This window comes from Variovorax sp. MPBD4-3 (genome assembly GCF_058809745.1).
Genome location: NZ_JBXASW010000004.1, coordinates 95,368 through 118,468, shown reverse-complemented (window position 1 = coordinate 118,468; position 23,101 = coordinate 95,368). Strand labels below are relative to the sequence as shown.

Annotated in this window: 22 protein-coding genes; 9 read left to right on the top strand and 13 right to left on the bottom strand. The window is 66.5% G+C overall.

Translation table 11 applies throughout. The features are described from left to right. Positions 1–40 precede the first annotated feature (40 nt). From AC1RVW_RS03640 to AC1RVW_RS03625, 4 genes are all read left to right on the top strand, one after another. Positions 41–1,237, top strand: coding sequence for an amino acid aminotransferase (locus tag AC1RVW_RS03640; RefSeq protein ID WP_081268997.1), 1,197 nt, complete (start codon positions 41–43; stop codon positions 1,235–1,237). Between the two features lie 158 nt (positions 1,238–1,395). After that, positions 1,396–2,835: a polyhydroxyalkanoate depolymerase gene (locus AC1RVW_RS03635; protein WP_493198082.1), complete on the top strand. Its 1,440-nt coding sequence runs from the start codon at positions 1,396–1,398 to the stop codon at positions 2,833–2,835. Positions 2,836–2,854: 19 nt separating this feature from the next. Beyond that, positions 2,855–3,487, top strand: a complete 633-nt coding sequence (locus AC1RVW_RS03630; RefSeq protein ID WP_493198080.1) for an RnfABCDGE type electron transport complex subunit B — start codon at positions 2,855–2,857, stop codon at positions 3,485–3,487. Further along, positions 3,484–4,122 (top strand): LysE family translocator, encoded by a 639-nt coding sequence (locus AC1RVW_RS03625; RefSeq protein ID WP_493198078.1) that lies wholly within the window; start codon positions 3,484–3,486, stop codon positions 4,120–4,122. Before AC1RVW_RS03630 ends, AC1RVW_RS03625 begins: the two co-directional genes overlap by 4 nt. Here the strand turns inward: AC1RVW_RS03625 and AC1RVW_RS03620 are convergent. Further along, positions 4,088–5,014, bottom strand: a complete 927-nt coding sequence (locus AC1RVW_RS03620) for an EamA family transporter (RefSeq protein ID WP_493198076.1) — start codon at positions 5,012–5,014, stop codon at positions 4,088–4,090. The genes AC1RVW_RS03625 and AC1RVW_RS03620 overlap by 35 nt on opposite strands. 118 nt (positions 5,015–5,132) lie before the next feature. On the opposite strand from AC1RVW_RS03620, the gene AC1RVW_RS03615 reads away from it, so the two are divergent. Next, positions 5,133–5,630, top strand: coding sequence for an Lrp/AsnC family transcriptional regulator (locus AC1RVW_RS03615; protein ID WP_285411018.1), 498 nt, complete (start codon positions 5,133–5,135; stop codon positions 5,628–5,630). Here the strand turns inward: AC1RVW_RS03615 and AC1RVW_RS03610 are convergent. From AC1RVW_RS03610 to scpA, 8 genes are all read right to left on the bottom strand, one after another. After that, positions 5,620–6,111 (bottom strand): VOC family protein, encoded by a 492-nt coding sequence (locus AC1RVW_RS03610; protein ID WP_106934207.1) that lies wholly within the window; start codon positions 6,109–6,111, stop codon positions 5,620–5,622. The genes AC1RVW_RS03615 and AC1RVW_RS03610 overlap by 11 nt on opposite strands. Beyond that, positions 6,108–7,145, bottom strand: a complete 1,038-nt coding sequence (gene bioB, locus AC1RVW_RS03605; protein WP_493198074.1) for a biotin synthase BioB — start codon at positions 7,143–7,145, stop codon at positions 6,108–6,110. Before bioB ends, AC1RVW_RS03610 begins: the two co-directional genes overlap by 4 nt. Further along, the gene (gene accC / locus AC1RVW_RS03600) at positions 7,145–9,193 is read right to left on the bottom strand and encodes an acetyl-CoA carboxylase biotin carboxylase subunit (protein ID WP_493198072.1); all 2,049 of its coding nucleotides are present in this window, start codon (positions 9,191–9,193) and stop codon (positions 7,145–7,147) included. The genes bioB and accC overlap by 1 nt, the downstream gene beginning before the upstream one ends. 63 nt (positions 9,194–9,256) lie before the next feature. After that, complete coding sequence (locus AC1RVW_RS03595) at positions 9,257–9,880, bottom strand: hypothetical protein (RefSeq protein WP_493198070.1); 624 nt, start codon at positions 9,878–9,880, stop codon at positions 9,257–9,259. Then, positions 9,850–11,394 (bottom strand): acyl-CoA carboxylase subunit beta, encoded by a 1,545-nt coding sequence (locus AC1RVW_RS03590; RefSeq protein WP_081269005.1) that lies wholly within the window; start codon positions 11,392–11,394, stop codon positions 9,850–9,852. The genes AC1RVW_RS03595 and AC1RVW_RS03590 overlap by 31 nt, the downstream gene beginning before the upstream one ends. Before the next feature lie 37 nt (positions 11,395–11,431). Beyond that, positions 11,432–12,481 carry a methylmalonyl Co-A mutase-associated GTPase MeaB gene (meaB, locus tag AC1RVW_RS03585; protein ID WP_409195684.1) on the bottom strand — a complete coding sequence of 350 codons (1,050 nt, stop codon included), beginning with the start codon at positions 12,479–12,481 and terminating at the stop codon, positions 11,432–11,434. Further along, complete coding sequence (locus AC1RVW_RS03580) at positions 12,475–12,948, bottom strand: GNAT family N-acetyltransferase (protein WP_106934204.1); 474 nt, start codon at positions 12,946–12,948, stop codon at positions 12,475–12,477. Before AC1RVW_RS03580 ends, meaB begins: the two co-directional genes overlap by 7 nt. Positions 12,949–12,956: 8 nt before the next feature. Beyond that, positions 12,957–15,119, bottom strand: coding sequence for a methylmalonyl-CoA mutase (gene scpA / locus AC1RVW_RS03575; protein ID WP_285411025.1), 2,163 nt, complete (start codon positions 15,117–15,119; stop codon positions 12,957–12,959). 128 nt (positions 15,120–15,247) lie between these two features. On the opposite strand from scpA, the gene AC1RVW_RS03570 reads away from it, so the two are divergent. Then, complete coding sequence (locus AC1RVW_RS03570) at positions 15,248–15,889, top strand: GntR family transcriptional regulator (protein WP_106934202.1); 642 nt, start codon at positions 15,248–15,250, stop codon at positions 15,887–15,889. A gap of 30 nt (positions 15,890–15,919) precedes the next feature. On the opposite strand, the gene AC1RVW_RS03565 is transcribed toward AC1RVW_RS03570, so the two are convergent. From AC1RVW_RS03565 to AC1RVW_RS03555, 3 genes are all read right to left on the bottom strand, one after another. Continuing rightward, positions 15,920–16,708, bottom strand: a complete 789-nt coding sequence (locus tag AC1RVW_RS03565) for an IclR family transcriptional regulator (RefSeq protein WP_409195686.1) — start codon at positions 16,706–16,708, stop codon at positions 15,920–15,922. A gap of 160 nt (positions 16,709–16,868) precedes the next feature. Next, positions 16,869–17,870: a tRNA dihydrouridine(20/20a) synthase DusA gene (gene dusA / locus AC1RVW_RS03560; protein ID WP_106934201.1), complete on the bottom strand. Its 1,002-nt coding sequence runs from the start codon at positions 17,868–17,870 to the stop codon at positions 16,869–16,871. Between the two features lie 159 nt (positions 17,871–18,029). After that, on the bottom strand, positions 18,030–18,413 hold the full coding sequence (locus AC1RVW_RS03555; protein ID WP_081269012.1) for a response regulator: 384 nt from the start codon (positions 18,411–18,413) through the stop codon (positions 18,030–18,032). A 178-nt stretch (positions 18,414–18,591) separates the two neighbouring features. Between AC1RVW_RS03555 and AC1RVW_RS03550 the strand changes: the two genes are divergently transcribed. From AC1RVW_RS03550 to AC1RVW_RS03540, 3 genes are all read left to right on the top strand, one after another. Beyond that, entirely contained in the window at positions 18,592–18,984 is a 393-nt protein-coding gene (locus AC1RVW_RS03550; RefSeq protein ID WP_409195687.1) for a hypothetical protein, read from the top strand. 29 nt (positions 18,985–19,013) lie between these two features. Beyond that, entirely contained in the window at positions 19,014–20,756 is a 1,743-nt protein-coding gene (locus tag AC1RVW_RS03545) for a hypothetical protein (RefSeq protein ID WP_493198065.1), read from the top strand. 86 nt (positions 20,757–20,842) lie between these two features. Beyond that, positions 20,843–21,289, top strand: a complete 447-nt coding sequence (locus tag AC1RVW_RS03540; RefSeq protein ID WP_081269014.1) for a hypothetical protein — start codon at positions 20,843–20,845, stop codon at positions 21,287–21,289. Here the strand turns inward: AC1RVW_RS03540 and ilvB are convergent, their stop codons facing one another. Continuing rightward, entirely contained in the window at positions 21,290–23,068 is a 1,779-nt protein-coding gene (gene ilvB / locus AC1RVW_RS03535) for a biosynthetic-type acetolactate synthase large subunit (RefSeq protein ID WP_493198063.1), read from the bottom strand. It abuts the gene before it with no gap. Between the last annotated feature and the right edge of the window lie 33 nt (positions 23,069–23,101).

The window sequence follows — 23,101 nt, the reverse complement described above, 5'->3', positions numbered from 1 at the left end:
GTCCGGTTGCAGCGAAGCTTTCATCCCAAAGGACCTTTCCATGTCTATGTTCACCGCGGTCGAAATGGCACCGCGCGACCCGATCCTCGGCCTCAACGAGCAATTTGCAGCCGACACCAACCCCAACAAGGTCAACCTCGGCGTCGGCGTCTATTACGACGACAACGGCAAGCTGCCCCTGCTCCAGTGCGTGCAGGCCGCAGAACAGAACATGATGAAAGCGCCCACCGCGCGCGGCTACCTGCCCATCGACGGCATCGCGGCGTACGACAACGCCGTCAAGGCGCTGGTCTTCGGCGCCGACAGCGAGCCCGTCACCTCGGGCCGCGTGGCCACCATCCAGGCCATCGGCGGCACCGGCGGCCTGAAGGTCGGCGCAGACTTCCTCAAGAAGCTCAGCCCCTCCGCCAAGGTGCTGATCAGCGACCCGAGCTGGGAAAACCACCGCGCGCTGTTCACCAACGCCGGCTTCGAAGTCGAAAGCTACCCCTACTACGACGCGGCCAAGCGCGGCGTCAACTTCGAAGGCATGCTGGCCGCCCTGAACGCAGCCCCGGCCGGCACAATCGTCGTGCTGCACGCATGCTGCCACAACCCCACCGGCTACGACATCACCGCCGCCCAGTGGGACCAGGTCGTCGCGGCCGTCAAGGCCAAGGGCCTGGTGCCCTTCCTCGACATGGCCTACCAAGGCTTCGGCTACGGCCTGAAGGAAGACGGCGCGGCCGTCGCCAAGTTCGTCGAAGCCGGCCTGACCTTCTTCGTCTCGACCTCTTTCTCCAAGAGCTTCAGCCTGTACGGCGAGCGCGTCGGCGCACTGTCGGTGCTGTGCGAAAACAAGGAAGAAGCCGGCCGCGTGCTGTCGCAGCTCAAGATCGCCATCCGCACCAACTACAGCAACCCGCCCACGCACGGCGGCGCCGTGGTGGCAGCGGTGCTCGGCAACCCCGAGCTGCGCGCCCTTTGGGAAAAGGAACTGGGCGAGATGCGCGTGCGCATCAAGGCCATGCGCCAGAAGCTGGTCGATGGCCTCAAGGCCGCGGGCGTGAAGGAAGACATGAGCTTCATCACCACGCAGATCGGCATGTTCAGCTACTCGGGCCTGACCAAGGACCAGATGGTGCGCCTGCGCAATGAGTTCGGCGTGTACGGCACCGACACCGGCCGCATGTGCGTGGCCGCGCTCAACAGCAAGAACATCGATTACGTCTGCGCGTCGATCGCCAAAGTCATCTAAGTGACAGCAAAGTGTGAGGGAATGCGCTGCAGCGACGATTCCTTCACACTTCTTGGCCAAAGGACCCTCGCGGCGGGGTCGTTGTAGGGGTTAGGCCCCCTGCAACGCAGCGAATGCGCTGATATATTGCACCGCAACATTCCACTCAAAGATCAGCGATGCTCTATCAACTTTACGAAGCCCAGCGTTCCTTGATGGAGCCTTTCTCGGACTTCGCCCAGGCAGCCTCCAAGCTTTACGGCCCCGGCGCCGTATGGGGCCAGCTGCCCATGGCCCAGCGCATGGCCGCGGGCTATGACCTGCTCTACCGCCTGGGCAAGGACTACGAGAAGCCCGAGTTCAACATCAAGTCGGTGAAGGTCGATGGCGCGGATGTCGTCATCCAGGAAGCCATTGCGCTCGACAAGCCCTTCTGCGAGCTGCGCCGCTTCAAGCGCTTCACTGACGAGCCGCACATCCTCAAGACGCTCAAGAGCCAGCCCGTGGTGCTGGTCGTCGCACCGCTGTCGGGCCACTATGCGACCCTGCTGCGCGACACCGTGCGCACCATGCTGCAGGACCACAAGGTCTACATCACCGACTGGAAGAACGCGCGCCTCGTGCCGCTGTCGGAAGGCGAGTTCCACCTCGATGACTACATCAACTACGTGCAGGAGTTCATCCGCCTGCTGCAGGCCGAGTACGGCAACTGCCACGTGGTGAGCGTGTGCCAGCCCACCGTGCCCGTGCTCGCTGCCGTGTCGCTCATGGCCAGCCGCGGCGAGCCGCTGCCGCTCACCATGACGATGATGGGCGGCCCCATCGACGCGCGCAAGTCGCCCACCGCGGTCAACAACCTCGCGATGAACAAGAGCTTCGAGTGGTTCGAGAACAACGTGATCTACCGCGTGCCGCAGGGCTTCCCCGGTGAAGGCCGCCGCGTGTATCCCGGCTTCCTGCAGCACACGGGCTTCGTGGCCATGAACCCCGACCGCCACGCCAGCAGCCACTACGACTACTTCAAGGACCTCATCAAGGGCGACGACGCCAGCGCCGAGGCCCACCGCAAGTTCTACGACGAGTACAACGCCGTGCTCGACATGGACGCCGATTACTACCTCGAAACCATCCGCACCGTGTTCCAGGAGTTCGACCTGGTCAACGGCACCTGGGACGTCAAATCCCCCGACGGCAAGGTGGAGCGCGTGCGCCCGCAGGACATCCACGGCACGGCCCTGCTCACCGTCGAAGGCGAACTCGACGACATCTCGGGCTCGGGCCAGACCGAAGCCGCGCACAGCCTGTGCACCGGCATCGACGACGCGAAACGCGAGCACTACGAAGTCAAGGGCGCAGGCCACTACGGCATCTTCAGCGGCCGCCGCTGGCGCGAACTGGTCTACCCGAAGATGCAGAAATTCATCGAGGCCAACGACCAGCCGCAGCGCCGCGCGAGCGCCCGCGACGCACTAGCCGCCGAAGACACCGTGAAGCCTGTGCGCAAAAGCCCGGCTCCCGCAGCGGTCGCGGCCAAGAAAACCCCGGCGAAGACGGCCACGGCCGTCGCCGCCAAGAAGACAGCGCCGCGCAAGAAGCCCGGCACCAGCGCGGCGCGCTGAAGCGCGCGCCATTCCCACAGTGAAGGGGCTCGCCGCACGCATCAACGACGCACTGCCCCAAACGCAGTGCACACGTTGCGGCTACCCGGATTGCGCAAGCTACGCCCAGGCCGTGGCCGACGGCGAGGCCGGCATCAACCAGTGCCCGCCCGGCGGCGCCGAAGGCATCGGCCGGCTCGCACGACTCACCGGCCGAGCGCCGCTGCCGCTCGACCCCGAATTCGGCGTTGAAGGCCCGCGCGCCATGGCCGTCATCGACGAGGCCTGGTGCATCGGCTGCACGCTCTGCCTCGATGCTTGCCCCACCGACGCGATCGTCGGCGTCAACAAGCGCATGCACACGGTGATCGAGGCCCACTGCACGGGCTGCGAGCTGTGCATTCCGGTCTGCCCCGTCGACTGCATCTCGCTCGAGGTCGAAACACCCGGCCGCACCGGCTGGCAGGCATGGTCTGCCGAGCAGGCCGCGAGCGCACGGCGCCGCTACGAAGTGCACGGCAAGCACCGCAACACCGATGCGCGGCTTGCCGAGACGGCGCCCAAGGCCGAAACTCCGCAAGACGCTGGTGCACGCAAGCGCGCCATCGTCGAAGCCGCACTGGCGCGTGCCCGCGCCGCCTCGCAACAACGCCCACCAGCCGCCAAACCATGACGCTCGACACCCTGCTCATCTACATCGTCGCTTCGCTCGCGCTGGCCCTCATTCCGGGGCCGACGATGCTGCTGGCGCTGTCCAACGGCATCGAGGGCGGCATGCGCCGCGCGAGCTGGGGGATTGCCGGTGCATCGCTGGGCAGCATCACGCTGATCGGAGTCGTCGCCCTGGGACTGGGCTCGCTGCTGGCGACCTCGGAATGGCTCTTCAATGCGATCCGTGTCGCAGGCGTGGCCTACCTCGTGTGGCTGGGCGTCAAGCTGTGGCGCAGCGAAACCACCGACCTGCGCACCGCGCTGGCCAAGTCGCCGCTCGAAGTCCGTCCGCAGGGCCGTGTCGCGCTGCTGCGCAGCCTCATGGTGGCGCTGTCGAATCCGAAGACGGTGCTGTTCTTTGCAGCCTTCCTGCCGCAGTTCGTCGACATCGCGAAGCCGCAGGGCCCGCAGTACCTGCTGCTGGGCGCCGTTTTCGTCGCTCTCGACACCTGCGTGATGCTGGCCTATGCCGGCGCCGGCACGCAGGCCGTACGCTTTCTCTCGCAGCGCGGCCTCAAGGCAATGAACCGCGGTTGTGCGGCCGGCATGTGGCTGTTGGCCGCTACCCTTGCCGTGTGGCGCCGCCCCGGCGCTTGAAGAGCAGCAACAGCACGCCCGCCAGCACCACGCCCACCGCGTACCACTCGAAGCGCGTCACAGTCTCGCCGCCGATCCACACGCCCAGCAGCATCGCGATCACCGGGTTCACGAAGGTATAGCTGGACGCCAGCGCGGCCGGGGCCTTCGCGAGCAGCACCATGTAGGCGTTGAAGGCGATCAGCGAGCCGAACACCACGAGGTAGATCCACGCCGCCACCGCCTCGGCCTGCAACGGCCAGCCCACCGTTTCACCCGACACCCCGGCCAGGCCCATCAGCACCACGCCGCCGCAGAGCATCTCGCTCGCGAAGCCCATCGCGCCGGGCGCCAGCGGCAGGCCGCGCTGGCTCAGCACACTGCCGAGCGACCAGCAGCAGCATGCGATGCAGATCGCCAGCAAGCCTTCGGGCGAAGACCGGAAGCCGCTGCCCTGCGTCAGCATCAGCACGCCGACGAGCCCGAGCGCAATGCCCGCGGCCTCCAGCCGCGACGGCCTCACGCCCCAGATCAGGTTGAGCAGCGCGATGAGCAGCGGAATCACCGCGATGAACGCGACGACCAGCCCAGAGCCGATCGACACCTCGGCGCTGGCCGTGCCGCCCATGCCGCCGCCCAGCATCAACGCCCCCACGACAAACGCATTGCGCCATTGCACCGGCGACGGCCACGGCGCCCCGCGCCAGCGCATCCACACGATGAGCAGCACGCCCGCGCACAGGAAGCGCGAGCCCATCTGCAGGAACGGCGGAAAGCTCACGAGCGCGTACTTGATCGCGAGATAGGTCGAGCCCCAGACCACCCAGGTGGCCGCGAGGCACAGCCACAGCAGCGGCGGCAAGCCGGAGCGCCCGGCGGACGCGGGCTTGGCTGGAGAAGCGAGGGTGGACATGGCCGAGGGAAGTCTCTTGTTGGTATGTGATGGCAGCCATGGTATGAAAGCCAACCTCCGGCATCCATGCGACATTAATGGTTCTGCCCTCTTCCAACCGTTGATTTGAAGGAGTTGCATGGACTTCGCCTTGAACCCCTCACTGGATGCGCACGACACCCGCATCCTGGCCGAACTGCAGAACGATGCACGGCTGACCATGGCCGAACTCGGCCGCCGCGTGCACCTGAGCCAGCCCGCGGTGACCGAGCGCGTGAAGAAGCTGGAGGCCGCTGGCGTCATCAGCGGCTACCGCGCCACCGTGAACCTGGGCAAGCTGGGCTACGGCATCCGCGCCATCATCCGCGTGGGCCGCGCCGACTACGCACGCGTGGTCGAGCTGGTGCAGCAGACGCCCGAATGCGTCAATGCCTACAACGTGACCGGGGAAGACAGCTGGATCCTGGAGATCGCGGTGATCGACGTGAGCCACCTCGATGCGGTGGTCACCAAGTTCTGCATCCTCACCGAGACCGCCACCTCGATCATCCTGAACCCGGCGCGAGAGCACCAGGCGATGCTGCCGCCCAGGAGCTCGGACGTGAAGCCGCCGATCAAGAAAGTGCTCAACGCGTAGCTGCGAGCGCGCTGAAAGCCGCCACCACTTCAGGCGGCGCCTGCACCATCTCGATCAGCACACCCTCGCCCGCGATCGGGAACTCGTCGTTCGCCTTCGGGTGAAGAAAGCAGATGTCGAAGCCGGCCGCGCCCTTGCGGATGCCGCCGGGCGCAAAGCGCACGCCCTGCGCCGTCAGCCACTCGACGGCCTTGGGCAGGTCGTCGATCCACAGGCCCACGTGGTTCAGCGGCGTCGTGTGCACGGCAGGCTTCTTCTCCGGATCGAGCGGCTGCATCAGGTCGACCTCGACCTTGAACGGGCCCACGCCCATCGCGCAGATGTCTTCATCCACGTTCTCGCGTTCGCTCTTGAACGTGCCCGTGACTTCGAGCCCCAGCATGTCGACCCACAGCTTTTGCAGCCGCAGCTTGTCGGGGCCGCCGATGGCGATCTGCTGGATGCCCAGCACCTTGAAGGGGCGTGTGGTGGCGGCGGTCATGCGGCGCAGCTTTCCGTGGCCTGCTCCTGGACCTGCCGCGCGTTGAGCCCGAGCTTGCGCAACAGCACCGTGTCGGCTTCCACGTCGGGGTTGCCGGTGACCAGCAGCTTGTCGCCATAGAAGATCGAATTCGCGCCCGCCATGAAGCACAGCGCCTGCACCGCGTCGCCCATCTGCTGGCGCCCGGCCGACAGACGCACGCGCGCGGTGGGCATGGTGATGCGCGCGACCGCGATCATGCGCACGAAGTCGAAGGGGTCGACCGGGTCCGAGTCGGCCAGCGGCGTGCCTGGCACGCGCACCAGGCTGTTGATCGGCACCGATTCCGGGTACGGGTTCAGGTTGGCCAGCTGCGCGATCAGCCCTGCGCGGTGCACCGGCTGCTCGCCCATGCCCACGATGCCGCCGCAGCACACGCTGATGCCCGCGCTGCGCACGTTGGCCAGCGTGTCGAGCCGGTCCTGGTAGGTGCGCGTGTCGACCACGTCGGTGTAGTACTCGGGCGCGGTGTCGAGGTTGTGGTTGTAGTAGTCGAGGCCGGCGGCCTTGAGCTGGTGCGCATGGTGCGGCTCCAGCATGCCGAGCGTGGCGCAGGTCTGCATGCCCAGGCCCTTCACGGCCTCGACCAGCACGGCCACCTTCTCCACGTCGCGGTCTTTGGGCGCTCGCCATGCGGCGCCCATGCAGAAGCGCGTGGCGCCGGCGTCCTTGGCGGCTTGGGCAGCGCGCACCACCTCGTCGACCTCCATGAGCTTCTGCGCCTTCACGCCGGTATCGAACTCGGCCGACTGCGGGCAGTAGCCGCAGTTCTCCGGACAGCCACCGGTCTTAACCGACAGCAGCGTGGCCAGCTCGATGTCGCCTTCGGGAAAATGCTGGCGGTGCACGGTCTGCGCCTCGAACAGCAGGTCCATCAGCGGCTTGTCGAGCAGCGCCTGGATCGCCTCGACGGACCACGGGCCCTCGGTCCTGGGGGCAGCGGCCTTCGCGGGCCGGTGCAGCGTGATCGCCTGTTGCAAGTCGTTGGCACCCATCAGTTGAACTCCAGAATGATCTGATCGACGGCGAGCGATTCGCCCTTGGCCGCCGAAATCTTGCCGACCACGCCGTCCTGCGAAGCGAACAGCACGTTTTCCATCTTCATCGCCTCGATCACGGCCAGCTTCTCGCCGGCACGCACCTGCTGCCCCGGCTGAACCGACACCTCGACCAGCAGGCCCGGCATCGGCGACATCAGGAACTTGCTCAGGTCAGGCGGCGCCTTGTAGGGCATCAGTTCCAGCAGCCGCGCGCCCAGCGGCGACAGCACCATCGCCTCGATCTGCGTGCCGTCGTGCGACACCCGCAGCGCCAGCGGGCTCTTGCCCGCGCCGCGCTCCACCTGCGCGGTGAAGGGCTTGTCGTTGACGATGCCCTGCACGCGGACCGCGCCCAGCGCAAAGCTGCTGTCGATCTTGTAGCTCTTGCCGCCCACGGCCACCGAGCTGGCGCCGGTCTTGCCGTGGAAGTCGGTAACGGAAACCGGGTGATGCACGTGCTTGCCTTCCGGCCCCAGCTCCACCACCACGAACTGCTCGCCCACCTTCACGCCATGGCCTTCGAGCTGCCCGCTGATGCCCGATGCGCGCGCGCGATAGCGGCGATGCACATAAGCCGCGAGCGCGATCAGGAACGACGGGTCGGCATGCGGCACGTCTTCCGCATGGAAGCCCTTGCCGTAGTGCTCGGCGATGAAGCCGGTGTTGAAGTCGCCCGACACGAACTTCGGATGCGCCAGCAGCGCCGCCTGGAACGGGATGTTGCTGCTGATGCCTCGGATCACGAAGCCGTTGAGCGCCTCTCGCATGCGGGCAATCGCATGCTGGCGGTCCTTGCCGTGCACGATGAGCTTGGCGATCATCGAGTCGTAGTACATCGGGATCTCGCCGCCGTCGTACACACCCGTGTCCACGCGCACGCCTTGCAGGTGCTCGGTGTCGCTCGCGAACATGGTCTCGGTCGGCGGCTGGAACTTCACGAGCCGGCCGGTCGACGGCAGGAAATTGCGGAACGGGTCTTCGGCATTGATGCGGCACTCGATCGCCCAGCCGTTGCGCTTCACTTCGGCCTGCGTCAGCGGCAGCTTCTCGCCGGCCGCCACGCGGATCATCAGCTCGACCAGGTCGAGGCCGGTGATGCATTCCGTCACCGGGTGCTCCACCTGCAGGCGCGTGTTCATCTCCAGGAAGTAGAAGCTCTGGTCCTTGCCGACCACGAACTCCACCGTGCCGGCGCTCTGGTACTTCACGGCCTTGGCCAGCTGCACGGCCTGCTCGCCCATGGCCTTGCGCGTTTCGTCGCTGATGAAGGGGGAAGGAGCTTCCTCGATCACCTTCTGGTGGCGCCGCTGGATGGAGCACTCGCGCTCGTTCAGGTAGATCACGTTGCCGTGCGAGTCGCCCAGCACCTGGATCTCGATGTGGCGCGGCTCCTCGACGAACTTCTCGATGAACACGCGGTCGTCGCCGAAGCTGTTGCGCGCCTCGTTGCGGCACGAGGTGAAGCCCTCGAAGGCTTCCTTGTCGTTGAAGGCCACGCGCAGGCCCTTGCCACCGCCGCCGGCCGAGGCCTTGATCATCACCGGGTAGCCGATGTCGTTGGCAATCTCCACGGCGCGCTCGGCCGTCTCGATGGCATCGTTCCAGCCCGGAATGGTGTTGACCTTGGCTTCGTTCGCGAGCTTCTTCGAGGCGATCTTGTCACCCATCGCCGCGATCGAATAGTGCTTCGGCCCGATGAAGGCGATGCCCTCTTCCTCGACCTTGCGTGCGAAGGCTTCGTTCTCCGACAGGAAGCCGTAGCCAGGGTGCACGGCCTCGGCGCCCGTCTGCTTGCAGGCCGCGATGATGCGGTCCGCCTGCAGATAGCTCTCGCGGCTCGGGGCCGCGCCGATGTGCACGGCCTCGTCGGCCAGCTCGACGTGGCGGGCTTCCTTGTCGGCGTCGGAGTAGACGGCGACGGTGAGGATGCCCATCTTCTTGGCCGTCTGGATGACGCGGCAGGCGATCTCACCGCGGTTGGCGATCAGGATTTTCTTGAACATTTGCTTTACTCGTTTCTCATCAAGATGATGTTCTGCACTTGTCAGATTTGCCGGCCTGACGGCCTACATCTCCGTCAGACATTTTTCAAGCCATGCACCCGTCACTCGCGTGATTGCCATCGGCTCACGGTACGAGTCGACGGGATAGGCGTAGAAGAACTCGACAAGCCGCGTATTGCTCGCATCGGAAGTCTCTGTGCCCATGTACTTCAGCGTGGACTGAGCTTCGGACAAGGGGCGCCCTTTGAAGCGCATGACCGCCGGGATGAAAGAGGTTTGCCACGTTTCGCCGCACCGCCCGACAGTAGCCTCGGACGCCTGCGGAAACAAACGCGCCGCACATGCAGACGCAACGACTTTCAACTCATCGGAGGCTCCTGACGCGGGCAACGACTTTCCCCAGCCAGCAAGCAGACGTTCATACTCACCTTTGAGCGGGGCCAGCAGTTGTCCAAGAGCCTCTGCACGCGCCGTATCGGGCGAGTCCGAAGAGCGATTCGCCTCCGCTTTTGCGGGGACGTGTAGCGCCTTGAAGAGCAGTCCGCATTGGACGCCACGCGCGTCGAATGCCGGCAACTTTGAATCGGCGGCACTGCACCCCGATGTGATTCCCAGCATGGCCAGTGCGGAAACCAGGAGCTGGACAGAGCGTTGAATCACAACGGAATGTTCCCGTGCTTGCGCCACGGGTTCTCGAGCTTCTTCTCGCGCAGCATCACCAGCGAGCGGCAGATGCGCTTGCGCGTCTCGTGCGGCAGGATCACGTCGTCGATGTAGCCGCGTGCGCTGGCCACATACGGGTTCGCAAAGCGGGCCTTGTATTCGGCCTCGCGGGCAGCGAGCTTCTCGGGGTCGTTTTTGTCCTCGCGGAAGATGATTTCCACCGCGCCCTTGGCGCCCATCACCGCGATCTCGGCGCGCGGCCAAGCCAGGTTGACGTCGCCGCGCAGGTGCTTGGAGGCCATCACGTCGTAGGCGCCACCGTAGGCCTTGCGCGTGATGACGGTGATCTTCGGCACCGTGCACTCGGCATACGCGTAGAGCAGCTTGGCGCCGTGCTTGATGATGCCGCCGTACTCCTGCCCCGTGCCGGGCATGAAGCCTGGCACGTCGACGAAGGTGACGACCGGAATGTTGAAGGCGTCGCAGAAGCGCACGAAGCGTGCGGCCTTGATGCTGCTCTTGATGTCCAGGCAGCCCGCCAGCACCAGCGGCTGGTTGGCGACGATGCCGATGGTCTGGCCTTCCATGCGAGCGAAGCCGATCACGATGTTCTTCGCGTAGTCGGGCTGCAGCTCGAAGAAGTCGCCGTCGTCCACCACCTTCAGGATCAGTTCCTTGATGTCGTAGGGCTTGTTCGGGTTGTCGGGCACCAGCGTGTCGAGCGAATAGTCGGGCCGGTCGGCCGGGTCGCCCAGGCCGTTGTTGCCCAGGCGCACCGGCGGCTTCTCGCGGTTGTTGAGCGGCAGGTAGTTGTACAGGCGGCGCAGCATCATCAGCGCCTCGACGTCGTTCTCGAACGCCATGTCGGCCACGCCGCTGCGCGTGGTGTGGGTGATGGCGCCGCCGAGTTCCTCTGCAGTCACGCTCTCGTGCGTCACGGTCTTCACCACCTCGGGGCCGGTGACGAACATGTAGCTGCTGTCCTTCACCATGAAGATGAAGTCGGTCATGGCCGGCGAGTAAACGGCGCCGCCCGCGCAGGGGCCCATGATCATGCTGATCTGCGGCACCACGCCGGAGGCCATCACGTTGCGCTGGAACACGTCGGCATAGCCGCCGAGCGAGGCCACGCCTTCCTGGATGCGCGCGCCGCCCGAATCGTTCAGGCCGATGACGGGTGCGCCGACCTTCATGGCCTGGTCCATCACCTTGCAGATCTTCTCGGCATGCGCCTCGCTGAGCGCGCCGCCGAAGACGGTGAAGTCCTGGCTGAACACGAACACCAGGCGGCCGTTGATCATTCCGTAGCCGGTGACCACGCCGTCGCCGGGGATCTTCTGCTCGGCCATGCCGAAGTCGACCGAGCGGTGCTCGACGAACATGTCCCACTCTTCGAAGGTGTTGTCGTCGAGCAGCAGCTCGATGCGCTCGCGCGCCGTGAGCTTGCCCTTGGCGTGCTGCGCGTCGATGCGCTTCTGCCCGCCGCCGAGACGCGCCTGGGCGCGACGCTTTTCGAGTTGTTCGATCAGTTCTTGCATGGTGTGCTTCCGAAGCTGTGGTCCTGAATTTCGTGTCTCATGGTCTGGCCGTGATGGCGGCCGCGGCGAGCAGGCTGCGCGCCGCGGCCGATGCCGGCAGCGTGCCCTGTGCCACCTGCTGCGTGAGCTGCGGCAGCAGCTCGCGCACCTGGGGGTGATGCCTGAAGGCCTGCTTGAGGCCTGCGTCGATCCGCTCCCACATCCACGCGGTGGCCTGCTTCTCGCGGCGCTTGCCGAGCTTGCCGTTGGCGGTCTGCAGTTGCCTGAATTGCGTGACGGCTTCCCAGAATGCGTCGACGCCGGTGTCGGCGAGCGCGCTGAGCTGCAGCACCTTGGGCAGCCAGAAGCGCACTTCAGCGCCGCTGTGCGCGTCGTGCACCGCGTGTGCGTGGTCGGGGTTGCCCTGGTGGCCGAACAGCCGCAGCGCCGAAGTGATCTGGGCCTGCGCGCGCGTGGCGGCGTCCTTGTCGATGTCGGCCTTGTTGATGACCACGAGGTCGGCCAGCTCCATCACGCCCTTCTTGATGGCCTGCAGGTCGTCGCCGGCGTTTGGAAGCTGCATCAGCACGAACATGTCGGTCATGCCGGCCACGGCCGTTTCGCTCTGGCCCACGCCGACGGTCTCCACGATCACGATGTCGTAGCCGGCGGCTTCGCACACCAGCATGGCCTCGCGCGTCTTCTCGGCCACGCCGCCGAGCGTGCCGCTCGAGGGGCTGGGGCGGATGTAGGCGCGCTCGTGCACCGAAAGGCGCTCCATGCGCGTCTTGTCGCCCAGGATGGAGCCGCCCGACACGGTGGACGACGGATCGATGGTGAGCACCGCCACGCGGTGACCCTTGCCGATCAGCAGCAGCCCCAGTGTTTCGATGAAGGTCGACTTGCCGACGCCGGGCACGCCCGAGATGCCGAGGCGAAACGAGTTGCCCGTGCGCGGCAGCAGCGCGGTCAGCAGTTCGTCGGCCTGCGCGCGGTGGTCGGCGCGCGTCGATTCGAGCAGCGTGATGGCTTTGGCGATGGCGCGCCGCTGCGCCATGCCATCGGTTTCGGCGACGGCGCGTTCGAGCGCCTGTGCCGTATTCAGCACACCGCCTCCGACGCCACGCGCCAGCGGTAGTGCAGGTCGACGCCCTCCTCGCCTTCGAGCACGAAGCCGTGCCGCAGGTAGAAGCGGTTGGCGTCGCTCTTCATGAGCGCGGTGAGCTTGATGTCCAGCCGCTGCGCGCGCGCCTGCGACTTGGCCCATTCCAGCACCCATTCCCCGATGCCCAGGCCCTGGAAGCCGGAGCGCAAGTAGAGGTGGTCGAGGCGCAGCGCATCGCTGTCCTCCGGCTTGAGCGTGACGAAGCCGATGCGTTGGTCGCCATCGAGCACGATGTGGTGCATGTACGGCACGACGAAGCCCGCGCTCAGGCGCTCGCGCGAGCGTGCGGCGTCGAAACGGCCCACGCGCTCCAGGCTCGGGCGCATCGCGTCGATGCGCAGGGCCAGCATGGCTTCGAAATCGCTGGAATCGACCGGCTGCAGCGACAGCCGCGACAAGAGATCGCCCACGTCGCGCCTCAGGCCGTGACCGCCGCGCGAATCTGCTCCAGCACGTCCTTGGCGCTGGCCGGAATGGGCGTGCCCGGCCCGTAGATGCCCTTGACGCCGGCCTCGTAGAGAAAGTCGTAGTCCTGCCGCGGAATCACGCCGCCGACGAACACGATGATGTCGTCCGCGCCCTGCTTCTTGAGCTCGTCGATGATGGCCGGCACGAGCGTCTTGTGGCCGGCCGCGAGCGTGCTCACGCCCACGGCGTGCACGTCATTCTCGATGGCCTGGCGCGCGCATTCTTCGGGCGTCTGGAACAACGGGCCCATGTCCACGTCGAAGCCCAGGTCGGCGAACGCGGTAGCGACCACCTTGGCGCCGCGGTCGTGGCCGTCCTGGCCGAGCTTGGAGATCATCACGCGCGGACGGCGGCCCTGTTCCTCGGCGAAGGCGTTGATTTCGGTCTTGAGGGCTTCCCAGCCTTCGGCGGAGTCGTAGGCAGCTGCGTACACACCGGTCACCTTCTGCGTGTCGGCCCGATGGCGGCCGAATGATTTTTCGAGCGCGTCCGAAATCTCGCCCACCGTGGCGCGCAGGCGCACGGCGTCGATGCTCAGTGCCAGCAGGTTGCCGGTGTTGTTCTCGGCGGCTTCTGTGAGCGCGTCGAGCGCGGCCTGCACGCGGGCGGTGTCGCGCGAGGCGCGGATCTTCTGCAGCCGCGCCACCTGCTGCTCGCGCACCTTCACGTTGTCGATCGAGAGGCTGTCGATCGCGTCTTCGCTCTTGAGCTTGTACTTGTTGACGCCGACGATCACGTCCTTGCCGGAGTCGATACGCGCCTGCTTCTCGGCGGCGGCGGCCTCGATCTTGAGCTTGGCCCAGCCGCTGTCCACGGCCTTGGTCATGCCGCCCATGGCCTCGACCTCCTCGATGATCGCCCAGGCCGCATCGGCCATGTCCTGCGTGAGCTTCTCCATCATGTAGCTGCCGGCCCAGGGGTCGATCACGTTGGTGATGTGCGTCTCTTCCTGGATGATGAGCTGCGTGTTGCGCGCGATGCGGGCACTGAACTCGGTGGGCAGTGCGATGGCCTCGTCGAGCGCGTTGGTGTGCAGGCTCTGCGTGCCGCCGAACACCGCGGCCATGGCCTCGATGGTGGTGCGCACCACGTTGTTGTACGGGTCCTGCTCGGTGAGGCTCCAGCCCGAGGTCTGGCAATGCGTGCGCAGCATCAGGCTCTTGGGGTTCTTGGGGTTGAACTCCTTCATGATGCGGCACCACAGCAGGCGCGCCGCGCGCATCTTGGCCACTTCGAGATAGAAGTTCATGCCGATGGCCCAGAAGAAGCTCAGGCGCCCGGCGAAGCCGTCGACGTCCAGGCCCTTGGCCAGCGCGGTCTTCACGTATTCCTTGCCGTCGGCCAGCGTGAAGGCGAGCTCCAGCGCCTGGTTGGCGCCGGCTTCCTGCATGTGGTAGCCGCTGATCGAGATCGAGTTGAACTTGGGCATCTTCTGCGCCGTGTACTCGATGATGTCGCCGATGATCCGCATGCTCGGCGCCGGCGGAAAGATATACGTGTTGCGGACCATGAACTCCTTGAGGATGTCGTTCTGGATGGTTCCGCTGAGCTGATCCTGCGCCACGCCCTGCTCTTCGGCCGCGACCACGTAGCCCGCCAGCACCGGCAGCACGGCGCCGTTCATCGTCATGGACACGCTCACCTTGTCGAGCGGGATCTGGTCGAACAGGATCTTCATGTCCTCGACCGAATCGATCGCCACCCCGGCCTTGCCGACATCGCCGGTCACGCGCGGATGGTCGCTGTCGTAGCCGCGGTGGGTGGCCAGGTCGAAGGCCACGCTCACGCCCTGCCCGCCGGCGGCCAGCGCCTTGCGGTAGAAGGCGTTCGACTCCTCGGCGGTGGAGAAGCCCGCGTACTGGCGGATGGTCCACGGCCGCACCGCGTACATGGTGGCCTGGGGGCCGCGCAGGTAGGGTTCGAAGCCGGGCAGCGTGTCGGTGTACTTGAGACCCTGCAGGTCGGCCGCGGTGTAGAGCGGCTTCACGCTGATGCCGTCGGGCGTGATCCAGTTCAGCGCGCTCACGTCGCCACCGGGAGCCGACTTGGCTGCGGCCTTGGCCCAGGCTTCGAGATCGGCGGGCTTGAAAGAGGGTTCGGGTGTGCTGCTCATGAGGGGCCGCTTCGCAGTGTCTTGCAGAGGTATTTGCAAATTTGCTTGCACGGATTTGCAAGTCGTTCGCGAGTCTACCCCATCCATAATTATTAATTCAAACCCGATTTTGAAGTACAGTGCGGCCCATGTCCGCCGTCACCCTTACTCCCCGCGCCCTCTATGAAGAGGTGGCCGAGCTGCTGCGCCAGCGGATCTTCCGCCGCGAACTGGAGCCCGGCAGCTGGATCGACGAGCTGAAGCTGGCCGAGGAGTACGGCATCAGCCGCACCCCCCTGCGCGAGGCGCTGAAGGTGCTGGCCGCCGAGGGCCTGGTGACGATGAAGGTGCGGCGCGGCGCCTACGTGACCGAGGTGTCCGAACAGGACCTGGCCGACGTGTACCACCTGCTCTCGCTGCTGGAGAGCGATGCCGCCGGCGTGGTGGCCGAGCGCGCCACCGACGCGCAGCGCGCCGAGTTGAAGGCGCTGCACGCCGAGCTGGAAGCCGCCGCCACCCCCGAGGACCGCGAGCACTTCTTTGCCGTGAACGAGCGCTTCCACATGCGGCTGCTCGCCATCGCGGACAACAAGTGGCGCGACCAGATGGTGGCCGACCTGCGCAAGGTGATGAAGCTCAACCGCCGCAACTCGCTGCTGAAGGCGGGGCGGATCGCGGAATCATTGGCGGAGCACCGCGCGGTGATGGCCGCCATCGAGGCTCGCGATGCCGAGGCGGCCATGGCCCGCATGCGCGAGCACTTCAGGAACGGCCTCGAAGCCGCGAACTAGGCGCTGGCCTCCCGAAAAGGGAACGGCGCTTCAGTCGTGATGGCCGAGGGTGCCGATTTCCCTGGCGATGGCACGCGCCGTGTCCAGCAACAGTGGCGCGATGCGCGTCACCATGGCTTCCTTGGGCATCAGGTAGGCCGGACCGCCGCAGCTGACCGCGTACCGCTCGCCGCGCGGCCCCTGCAGCGCGAAACCGAGGGCGTGGATGTGCGGGTTCCAGTCACCGAAAGAACCGCAGTAGCCCAGGCGCGCATATTCTTCGAGGCCCGCCATGAGATGCGGCTTGATGGTCGGCCAGCTCTCGCCGCTCTCGAGCCGGATCTGCTCCAGCAACTCGGCCTGCTCCGTCGCGGGCAGCGCCGCCAGATACGCCCGGCCGGCTGCCGATGTGGCGATAGTCATTCGGGTGCCGACCTCGATGCGCGAGCTGATCACCGCCGAGCGCGGCCGCAGCGAATCGATCACGAGCATGTCGAGCTCGTCCCGCACACCCATGTGCACGCTGACGCCGGCCGCCTCCGCCAACTCGGCCAGGTGCGGCCGAACCACCGTGCGCAAATCGAAATGCAGCAGGTAGCGGCTGCTCATGTCGAGCAGCGCAGGCCCCAGGCTGAAGCGCTCGTTGTCTTGCGACTGTCGCAAATACCCTGCACTCACCAGCGTGGCGGTGAGCCTCGACACCGTGGCCTTGGGAATTCCCGTGGTATCTGCCAGTTCGCGATTGCCTATGGGTGCCGCCGCCATGCCGATGACCTTGAGGAGAGCCAGGCCGCGAGCGAGCGCGCTCACTTCTTCTTTGCCGCCAATCGCGTCATTCATTGAATCGAAACCTTCTTATTTCCCTGATGCACCTCATTTTTCAGCAAAAAACGGTTGACGTGCCACTTATCATGAAGTAGCAATTTCGAAACAATGTTTCATTTAGCGGCAAACAGGCGTGAAAACACCCGTGCCGAGCGCCGAAGCAGGCGCGCCGGGTTCAGGCCGCCTGGACCGCCGGCTCGTGCGCGAGTGCCATGACCTCGTGCGGCGGCAGCGTCTTGTGCCGATGGTCGCTCCAGACCTGCCGCCAGCGGCGCGCGCCCGGCAGGCCGTTGCGCAAGCCCAGCATATGGCGCGCGATCGACGACCACTGCGTGCCGTGCTCGGCGGCCTCGCGGACCATGTAGTCGCACATCAGCGACTCGACTTCTTCGCGCGTCAGCGCCTGCGGCGCGGCGCCGTAGAACTCGGCGTCCCATTCGGCGAGCCACCAGGGGTTGTGATACGCCTCGCGCCCGATCATCACGCCGTCGAGCAGCCGCAGGTGCTCGTGCACTTGCGCATTGGCCGATATGCCCCCGTTGATCGAGAAATTCAGCGCGGGAAACTCATGCTTCAGCCGGTGCACGAGCTCGTAGCGCAGCGGCGGGATCTCGCGGTTCTGCTTCGGGCTCAGCCCTTGCAGCCACGCATTGCGCGCATGCACGATGAAGGTGTGGCAGCCGGCCTCGCTGACCTGCCCGACGAAGTCGCGCACGAACTCATAGCTCTCGATCTTGTCGATGCCGATGCGGTGCTTTACGGTGACGGGCACGCTGACCACGTCGACCATCGCCTTCACGCAATCCGCCACCAGTTGCGGCTCGTTCATCAGGCAGGCGCCGAAAGCGCCGCGCTGCACGCGCTCGCTCGGGCAGCCGCAGTTCAGGTTGATCTCGTCGTAGCCCCACTCTTCGCCCAGCTTGGCGCAGTGCGCAAGATCCGCAGGCTCGCTGCCGCCGAGCTGCAGCGCCACGGGATGCTCCTCGGCGTTGAAGCGAAGGTGCCGGGGAACGTCGCCATGTATCAGCGCGCCGGTCGTCACCATCTCGGTGTAGAGCAGCGCGTGTCGGGACAGCAGGCGGTGGAGGAACCTGCAATGGCGATCGGTCCAGTCCATCATCGGAGCGACCGAAAGAATTTTCTTGTTTGAATTCAACAACTTATCTCTGTATCCCATACGTCACCGCCCATCGGCCCGAAGGGGCCGGCCAGCCGGTGGAGCACCGGCCGCATCGGCTTCGTAGTTTCTCACGCAGCGTGCGGGTTCAAGACCGCCGCAGGATAGGCCGCGCTCGCGGCCGCGTCTTGTACGCCAGTGATCCCGCCTGCCGGTCCGCTACCTCACCGTGGCCAGCGAGCGCTCCAGCGTCTGGGTCAGTTGCTCGACCGTGTAGGGCTTCCGCAGCCACGACGTGCCCTTCATTGCCGTGGCCGGCTCGGCCTGCCCCGTCACGAAGATCACCGGCACGTGGTGGTCATGCAGGAGCCGTTCGGCCAGGTCGTGGCCCGACAGCGCGGGCAGGCCTATGTCCACCATCACCACGTCGAAAGCGCCATCGAAGAAGCGCGCGATCGCGGCCTCGGCGCTCTTCACGCCCGTTGCCCAGTGCCCCAGGGCTTCGAGCAGCTTCAGGGTGGTGGCGAGCGTGTCGGCATCGTCCTCGACCAAGAGCACCCTGAGCTTTTGTTGTTGTGTTGTCGGCGGCGGTTCTGTTGTCATTGAAATGCATTTTTCCAGACAAATCGCCGCAGCGCAGCGCGTGCGCACCCTTGGGCGCAGAGATCTACGCCAGATAGCGGCCTTGTCTGACTCGGCATGTCGGCCATGAAGGCGCGGGCCGGCCTCGTATCATCCAAAGCCCTGCCCCATGGGCGGCAGCTGCCACGCAGGCACGCGCATGAACACACCCACATCTCTCCTCGACGCCGCCGGACTGCGGCGACTCGCCCTTGCATCCACCCCCGACGCATCGCCGTGCGCCTGCCGCCTCCAGCAAGCCGCGGCCTGGGAGAGCATCACCGAAGAGCGCTGGCCAGAAGCCTTGATGCAGCAGGTCGGCACGCTGCGCGATCCGGATCTGTACGAACCGACTTTCGAGGAATGGCACCCCGCCGGAACGCGCTACGACTCGCCGGACGCGCCGATCTCGGTCACGCACTTTCCGTTCAACCGCTGCAACGTGTACCGCTGCACCGCATGCAAGCTGCTGGTGCTGCGCTACACCGAGTTCGGCGGCTACTACATCGACCACCGCGTGCGGCGCGTCGACCCGGCATTGATCGCCGACTGAGCGCGCACCGGCCCTGCAAGATCGCCCGCGTGCAATTCCTCAGACACCGCCTGCCCTTGCTCCTCGCGCTGGTCGTCACCGCGGCGACGAGCTCCGTGGCGAGCGCCGCGAATGCCGCCGAGCCGGTGCTGCTAGTCACCGCGCCCGCCGCCTTGCGGGCGGCCGAACGCTCCGGTGCCGGATTCGCCCGCTGGTTCGATGCGGCAGCACCGGCATCGAGCGACGGCGTCGCCACCAACGAGTCGCTGGCGCGTTCACCCGCGTGGCGCACCATCACCGGCCCGCTGGGCGACAGCCTCGCCGGCATCCAGCGGCGCGACCGGCAGGCCGGCGTCGGCGTTGCGCGCTATGCGCACCGGCTGTTCGACGCCCGCTGGCTCGCGAGCCCCGATGCGTTCTTCGAACTGGTCGGCGTTGCCAACCGCATGGACCGGCGTCCTTTCCAGAACGGCGCCTGCGGTGAGACGCGGCTGGTGTACCGGCTGGCCTACCGCACCGCCGCGATGCAGTCGCGCCTGCCGATGACCGTCAACGTGGAACTGCGCGGCGACGCGCCCGACGCCGACGGCAGCTGTGCGGCCACGGCCAGGCTCTGGCAGCCGCCGCAGGGCGCGACCGGCGACGAAGCGCTGGGCCGCTGGCTGGTGTCGGCCGACGGCCCCCTGGCGCCCAAGCGCCTGGAACACGCGCGCATCTCGCAGATCACGACCAACCTGCAGAGCGTGCGTTGGCCCTCGGCGGTACGGCCCGACCTGGGCGGTCATGCCGAGTACATGCTGCGCGCCTTCCGCTGGAATGCGGGCACGAAGCGCTACGAGGCAAAGCCGCTCGAAAACACGCCCGATGTCGCAAAGCTCAAGGCCAGCGCGCCGCTGCGCAAGGAATTGCAGCAGTGGCTGCGGCAGCCGGACAACCTGCGCGCGCTCGACGAGGCGACATTGCAGATTCCCGAGAAATTCCTCGCGACCGAAGCGGTGTCGGTCGCACCGCGCGGGCTGGAGCGGCTCGCGAACCGCCCTTTCGAGCAGGTCTTCGCGCCCGGCGAATGGCAGGCGGTGCCCGGCAGCCGCACGCTGCGTTCACCGCAGGCGCTGCTGCGCCGCCTCGACGACCTGAGCTGCATGGGCTGCCACCAGAGCCGCGCGGTCGCGGGCTTTCACCTGCTGGGCGTGGACCGGCGCGGTGCGTCGCGGACCTTCACCACCGGCAACGCGCTCGCGGTGCCGCACTCGCCTCACGTGCAGGACGAACTGGCGCGGCGCACGGCCTATGTGCAGGCTTCGCTGTCGACGCCGCGGCCCGATCCGTTCCGCCCGCTCGCCGAGCCGCTGGAAGCCGACACCGCCGCCGAGCCCGCGACGGTCGGCGCGCGCTGCGAGCCCACGCGCATCACGCCATCGGCCAACCCCTGGCTCGACCGCGCCGAGAAGCTGCCGCGCATCGCCTGCGAAGGCGCGGCCTCGGTGTGCGAGAAAACCTCGGTCGGCTTCCCGGGCGGCATGTGCTCGGGTCCCTGTGACCCGAAGGACCCGAACGGCACCTGCGGCGGCATCGCCATCCTGAGCGACTTCAACAGTTGCCTGGCCGCGAAGAAGCCGTTCGGCGAATGCCTGGCCAAGCACACGCGCCCCGGCAACCTGCGCAGTTGCTCGGCGCAGCAGGCCTGCCGGGACGACTACATCTGCGCGCAGGCCGACGGCCAGCCCGAAGGGCGCGGCGCCTGCATCCCGCCCTACTTCCTGTTCCAGATGCGGGTGGACGGGCACTCCTAGGTTCAGCCGGGACCGGCCTGTAATGGAATGAAATGGATCGGCCTCCGGACGGATGCCAACATCCATCCATCGAACAGGAGGACTACATGGGGATCGCATTTGCCAAAGACTGGGACAACATCAATGGGCTCCAGGCAAAGCATGGATTGCAGTACGCCGATGACTACAACACCCTGGGCGCGTCGAGCTGGCAGCAGATATGCACCATGCTGAACACATGGGCAAAAAGAGAAATCGCCCATAACCATGCCAATGAACTCCACGACGTGGCCACCGCGGTGCTGGACAGTCAAACCGATGTCACGGTCGAACTCGGCTTCCATCAGCTACAGAACTTCAACGGGCAGAGTTACTTTCACATCACCGTCATACATCCGGACGGCAGAAAGTTCCATATGTTCAGCCGGGCCGTCATCTACATGCAGCAGATCGCGCATATAGAAAAAACCATCGAAGGCGGCACCCGGGTTCCCACTTCTTACGAGAAGAGGATCTATACGTACCCCCAACAGCCTTACAACCCCATCGTTTGATCAGGCCTCTTCGTACCAGCGGTCCTTGGCCAGCATCACGCGGTGGTGGCCGTGTCCGGACGGCATCATCGGAAAGCAGTTCTCCTGCGCCGCCACCTCGACGTTGAGGAAGAACGGTCCATCGCTCGCAAGGCACTCGGCCAGCGCCTCTTCCAGTTCGGCCGGGTCGGTCACGCGGCGCGCGCCCCAGCCGAAGGCCTTGGCCAGGGCCACGAAGTCGGGCAGCGCCTCGTTCCAGCTGTGGCTCAGGCGGTTGCCGTGGTTGAGTTCCTGCCACTGGCGCACCATGCCCATGTAGCCGTTGTTGCACAGCACCAGCTTCACCGGCACGCGGTGCTGCACGGCAGTGGACAGCTCCTGGATGTTCATGAGCACCGACGCATCGCCGCTCACGCACACCGTCAGCGCCTCGGGGTGGCCGATCTGCGCGCCGATGGCGGCCGGCAGGCCGTAGCCCATGGTCCCGGCGCCGCCTGAAGTAAGCCAGCGGCGCGGGCTGTCGAAGCGCAGGTATTGCGCGGCCCACATCTGGTGCTGGCCCACGTCGGTCGAGACGATCGCGTCGCGCCCGCCGATGGCGCGGTTCAGCGAAGACATCAGCTGCTGCGGCAGGATCGCGTCCTGGCGCGTCTCGAAAGCCAGGCAGTCTTCGGCGCGCCAGCGTTCGATGCGCGACCACCACGGCGCCAGCCGCTCGGGGGCAAAGCTGTCGGGCAGCAGCGCCAGCAGGCCTTCGAGGATCGTCGCGCAGTCACCCACCATCGGCACGTCGACGTGCACCACCTTGTTGATGCTGCCGGGGTCGATGTCGATGTGGATCTTGCGCGCATGCGGGCAGAACTCGTCGAGCTTGCCGGTCACGCGGTCGTCGAAGCGCGCACCGATGCACACCACCAGGTCGGCCTCGTGCATCGCCAGGTTGGCCTCGAGCATGCCGTGCATGCCCAGCATGCCGATGAACTTGGGGTCCGACGCCGGGAAGGCGCCCAGCCCCATCAGCGTGAGCGTGCACGGCGCGTGCAGCAGGTGCACCAGTCGCGTGAAGGCTTCGCAGGCCTCGGGGCCGGAGTTGATGAGCCCGCCGCCGCCGTAGATGACCGGACGGCGCGCCGTGGACAGCAGGTCGGCCGCGCGCTGCATCATGGCCTTGGGCGGCATCGCGGCGCGGCTGGTGCGCAGCGCGCGCAGCGGCGCCGGCTCGGGCGCATGGCTCAGGCGGTTGAGCTGGATGTCCTTCGGCACGTCGAGCAGCACCGGCCCGGGGCGGCCGGTGGTGGCGATCTCCAGCGCGCGGCGCACCAGCGAAGGCACGTCGTCCGCCGAGCGCACCTGGCGGTTCCACTTGGTCACCGAGCGCGACATGCCCAGCGCGTCGCTCTCCTGGAAAGCCTGCGTGCCGATCACCGCGGTCGCCACCTGCCCGCTGATGCACAGCACCGGCACCGAGTCGCTCATGGCGTCGAGCAGCCCGGTGATGGTGTTGCCCACGCCGGGGCCGGAAGTGACCAGCACCACGCCCACCCGGCCGGTGCTGCGCGCATAGCCTTCGGCCGCATGCACCGCCGCCTGCTCGTGGCGCACCAGCACATGGCGCAGCCGCGGCTCGCCGTGCAGCGCGTCGTACAGCGGCAGCGCCGCGCCGCCGGGGTAGCCGAAGATGGTGTCGACGCCGCACTCGACCAGCGTGTCGAGCAGGGCTTCGGCACCGTTGCGCACCACGGGGGGCGCCTCGGGGTGGAGGGACAGGGAGGGCGTGAGGGGTAGGTCGAGCAGTCGCATGCCGTCGATTCTTCCGGTTTGAGCGCAAAATAT

Excerpts from the sequence above, each read along its gene's own strand:
- accC (WP_493198072.1), bottom strand. The coding sequence starts at position 9,193 with ATGTTCAAGAAAATCCTGATCGCCAACCGCGGTGAGATCGCCTGCCGC.
- AC1RVW_RS03540 (WP_081269014.1), top strand. The coding sequence starts at position 20,843 with ATGGGGATCGCATTTGCCAAAGACTGGGACAACATCAATGGGCTCCAG.
- scpA (WP_285411025.1), bottom strand. The coding sequence starts at position 15,119 with ATGAGCAGCACACCCGAACCCTCTTTCAAGCCCGCCGATCTCGAAGCC.
- AC1RVW_RS03565 (WP_409195686.1), bottom strand. The coding sequence starts at position 16,708 with ATGAATGACGCGATTGGCGGCAAAGAAGAAGTGAGCGCGCTCGCTCGC.
- AC1RVW_RS03620 (WP_493198076.1), bottom strand. The coding sequence starts at position 5,014 with ATGTCCACCCTCGCTTCTCCAGCCAAGCCCGCGTCCGCCGGGCGCTCC.
- AC1RVW_RS03635 (WP_493198082.1), top strand. The coding sequence starts at position 1,396 with ATGCTCTATCAACTTTACGAAGCCCAGCGTTCCTTGATGGAGCCTTTC.
- AC1RVW_RS03555 (WP_081269012.1), bottom strand. The coding sequence starts at position 18,413 with ATGACAACAGAACCGCCGCCGACAACACAACAACAAAAGCTCAGGGTG.
- AC1RVW_RS03590 (WP_081269005.1), bottom strand. The coding sequence starts at position 11,394 with ATGCAAGAACTGATCGAACAACTCGAAAAGCGTCGCGCCCAGGCGCGT.
- AC1RVW_RS03570 (WP_106934202.1), top strand. The coding sequence starts at position 15,248 with ATGTCCGCCGTCACCCTTACTCCCCGCGCCCTCTATGAAGAGGTGGCC.
- AC1RVW_RS03610 (WP_106934207.1), bottom strand. The coding sequence starts at position 6,111 with ATGACCGCCGCCACCACACGCCCCTTCAAGGTGCTGGGCATCCAGCAG.
- AC1RVW_RS03550 (WP_409195687.1), top strand. The coding sequence starts at position 18,592 with ATGAACACACCCACATCTCTCCTCGACGCCGCCGGACTGCGGCGACTC.
- AC1RVW_RS03640 (WP_081268997.1), top strand. The coding sequence starts at position 41 with ATGTCTATGTTCACCGCGGTCGAAATGGCACCGCGCGACCCGATCCTC.
- bioB (WP_493198074.1), bottom strand. The coding sequence starts at position 7,145 with ATGGGTGCCAACGACTTGCAACAGGCGATCACGCTGCACCGGCCCGCG.
- AC1RVW_RS03615 (WP_285411018.1), top strand. The coding sequence starts at position 5,133 with ATGGACTTCGCCTTGAACCCCTCACTGGATGCGCACGACACCCGCATC.
- AC1RVW_RS03625 (WP_493198078.1), top strand. The coding sequence starts at position 3,484 with ATGACGCTCGACACCCTGCTCATCTACATCGTCGCTTCGCTCGCGCTG.
- dusA (WP_106934201.1), bottom strand. The coding sequence starts at position 17,870 with ATGGGATACAGAGATAAGTTGTTGAATTCAAACAAGAAAATTCTTTCG.
- ilvB (WP_493198063.1), bottom strand. The coding sequence starts at position 23,068 with ATGCGACTGCTCGACCTACCCCTCACGCCCTCCCTGTCCCTCCACCCC.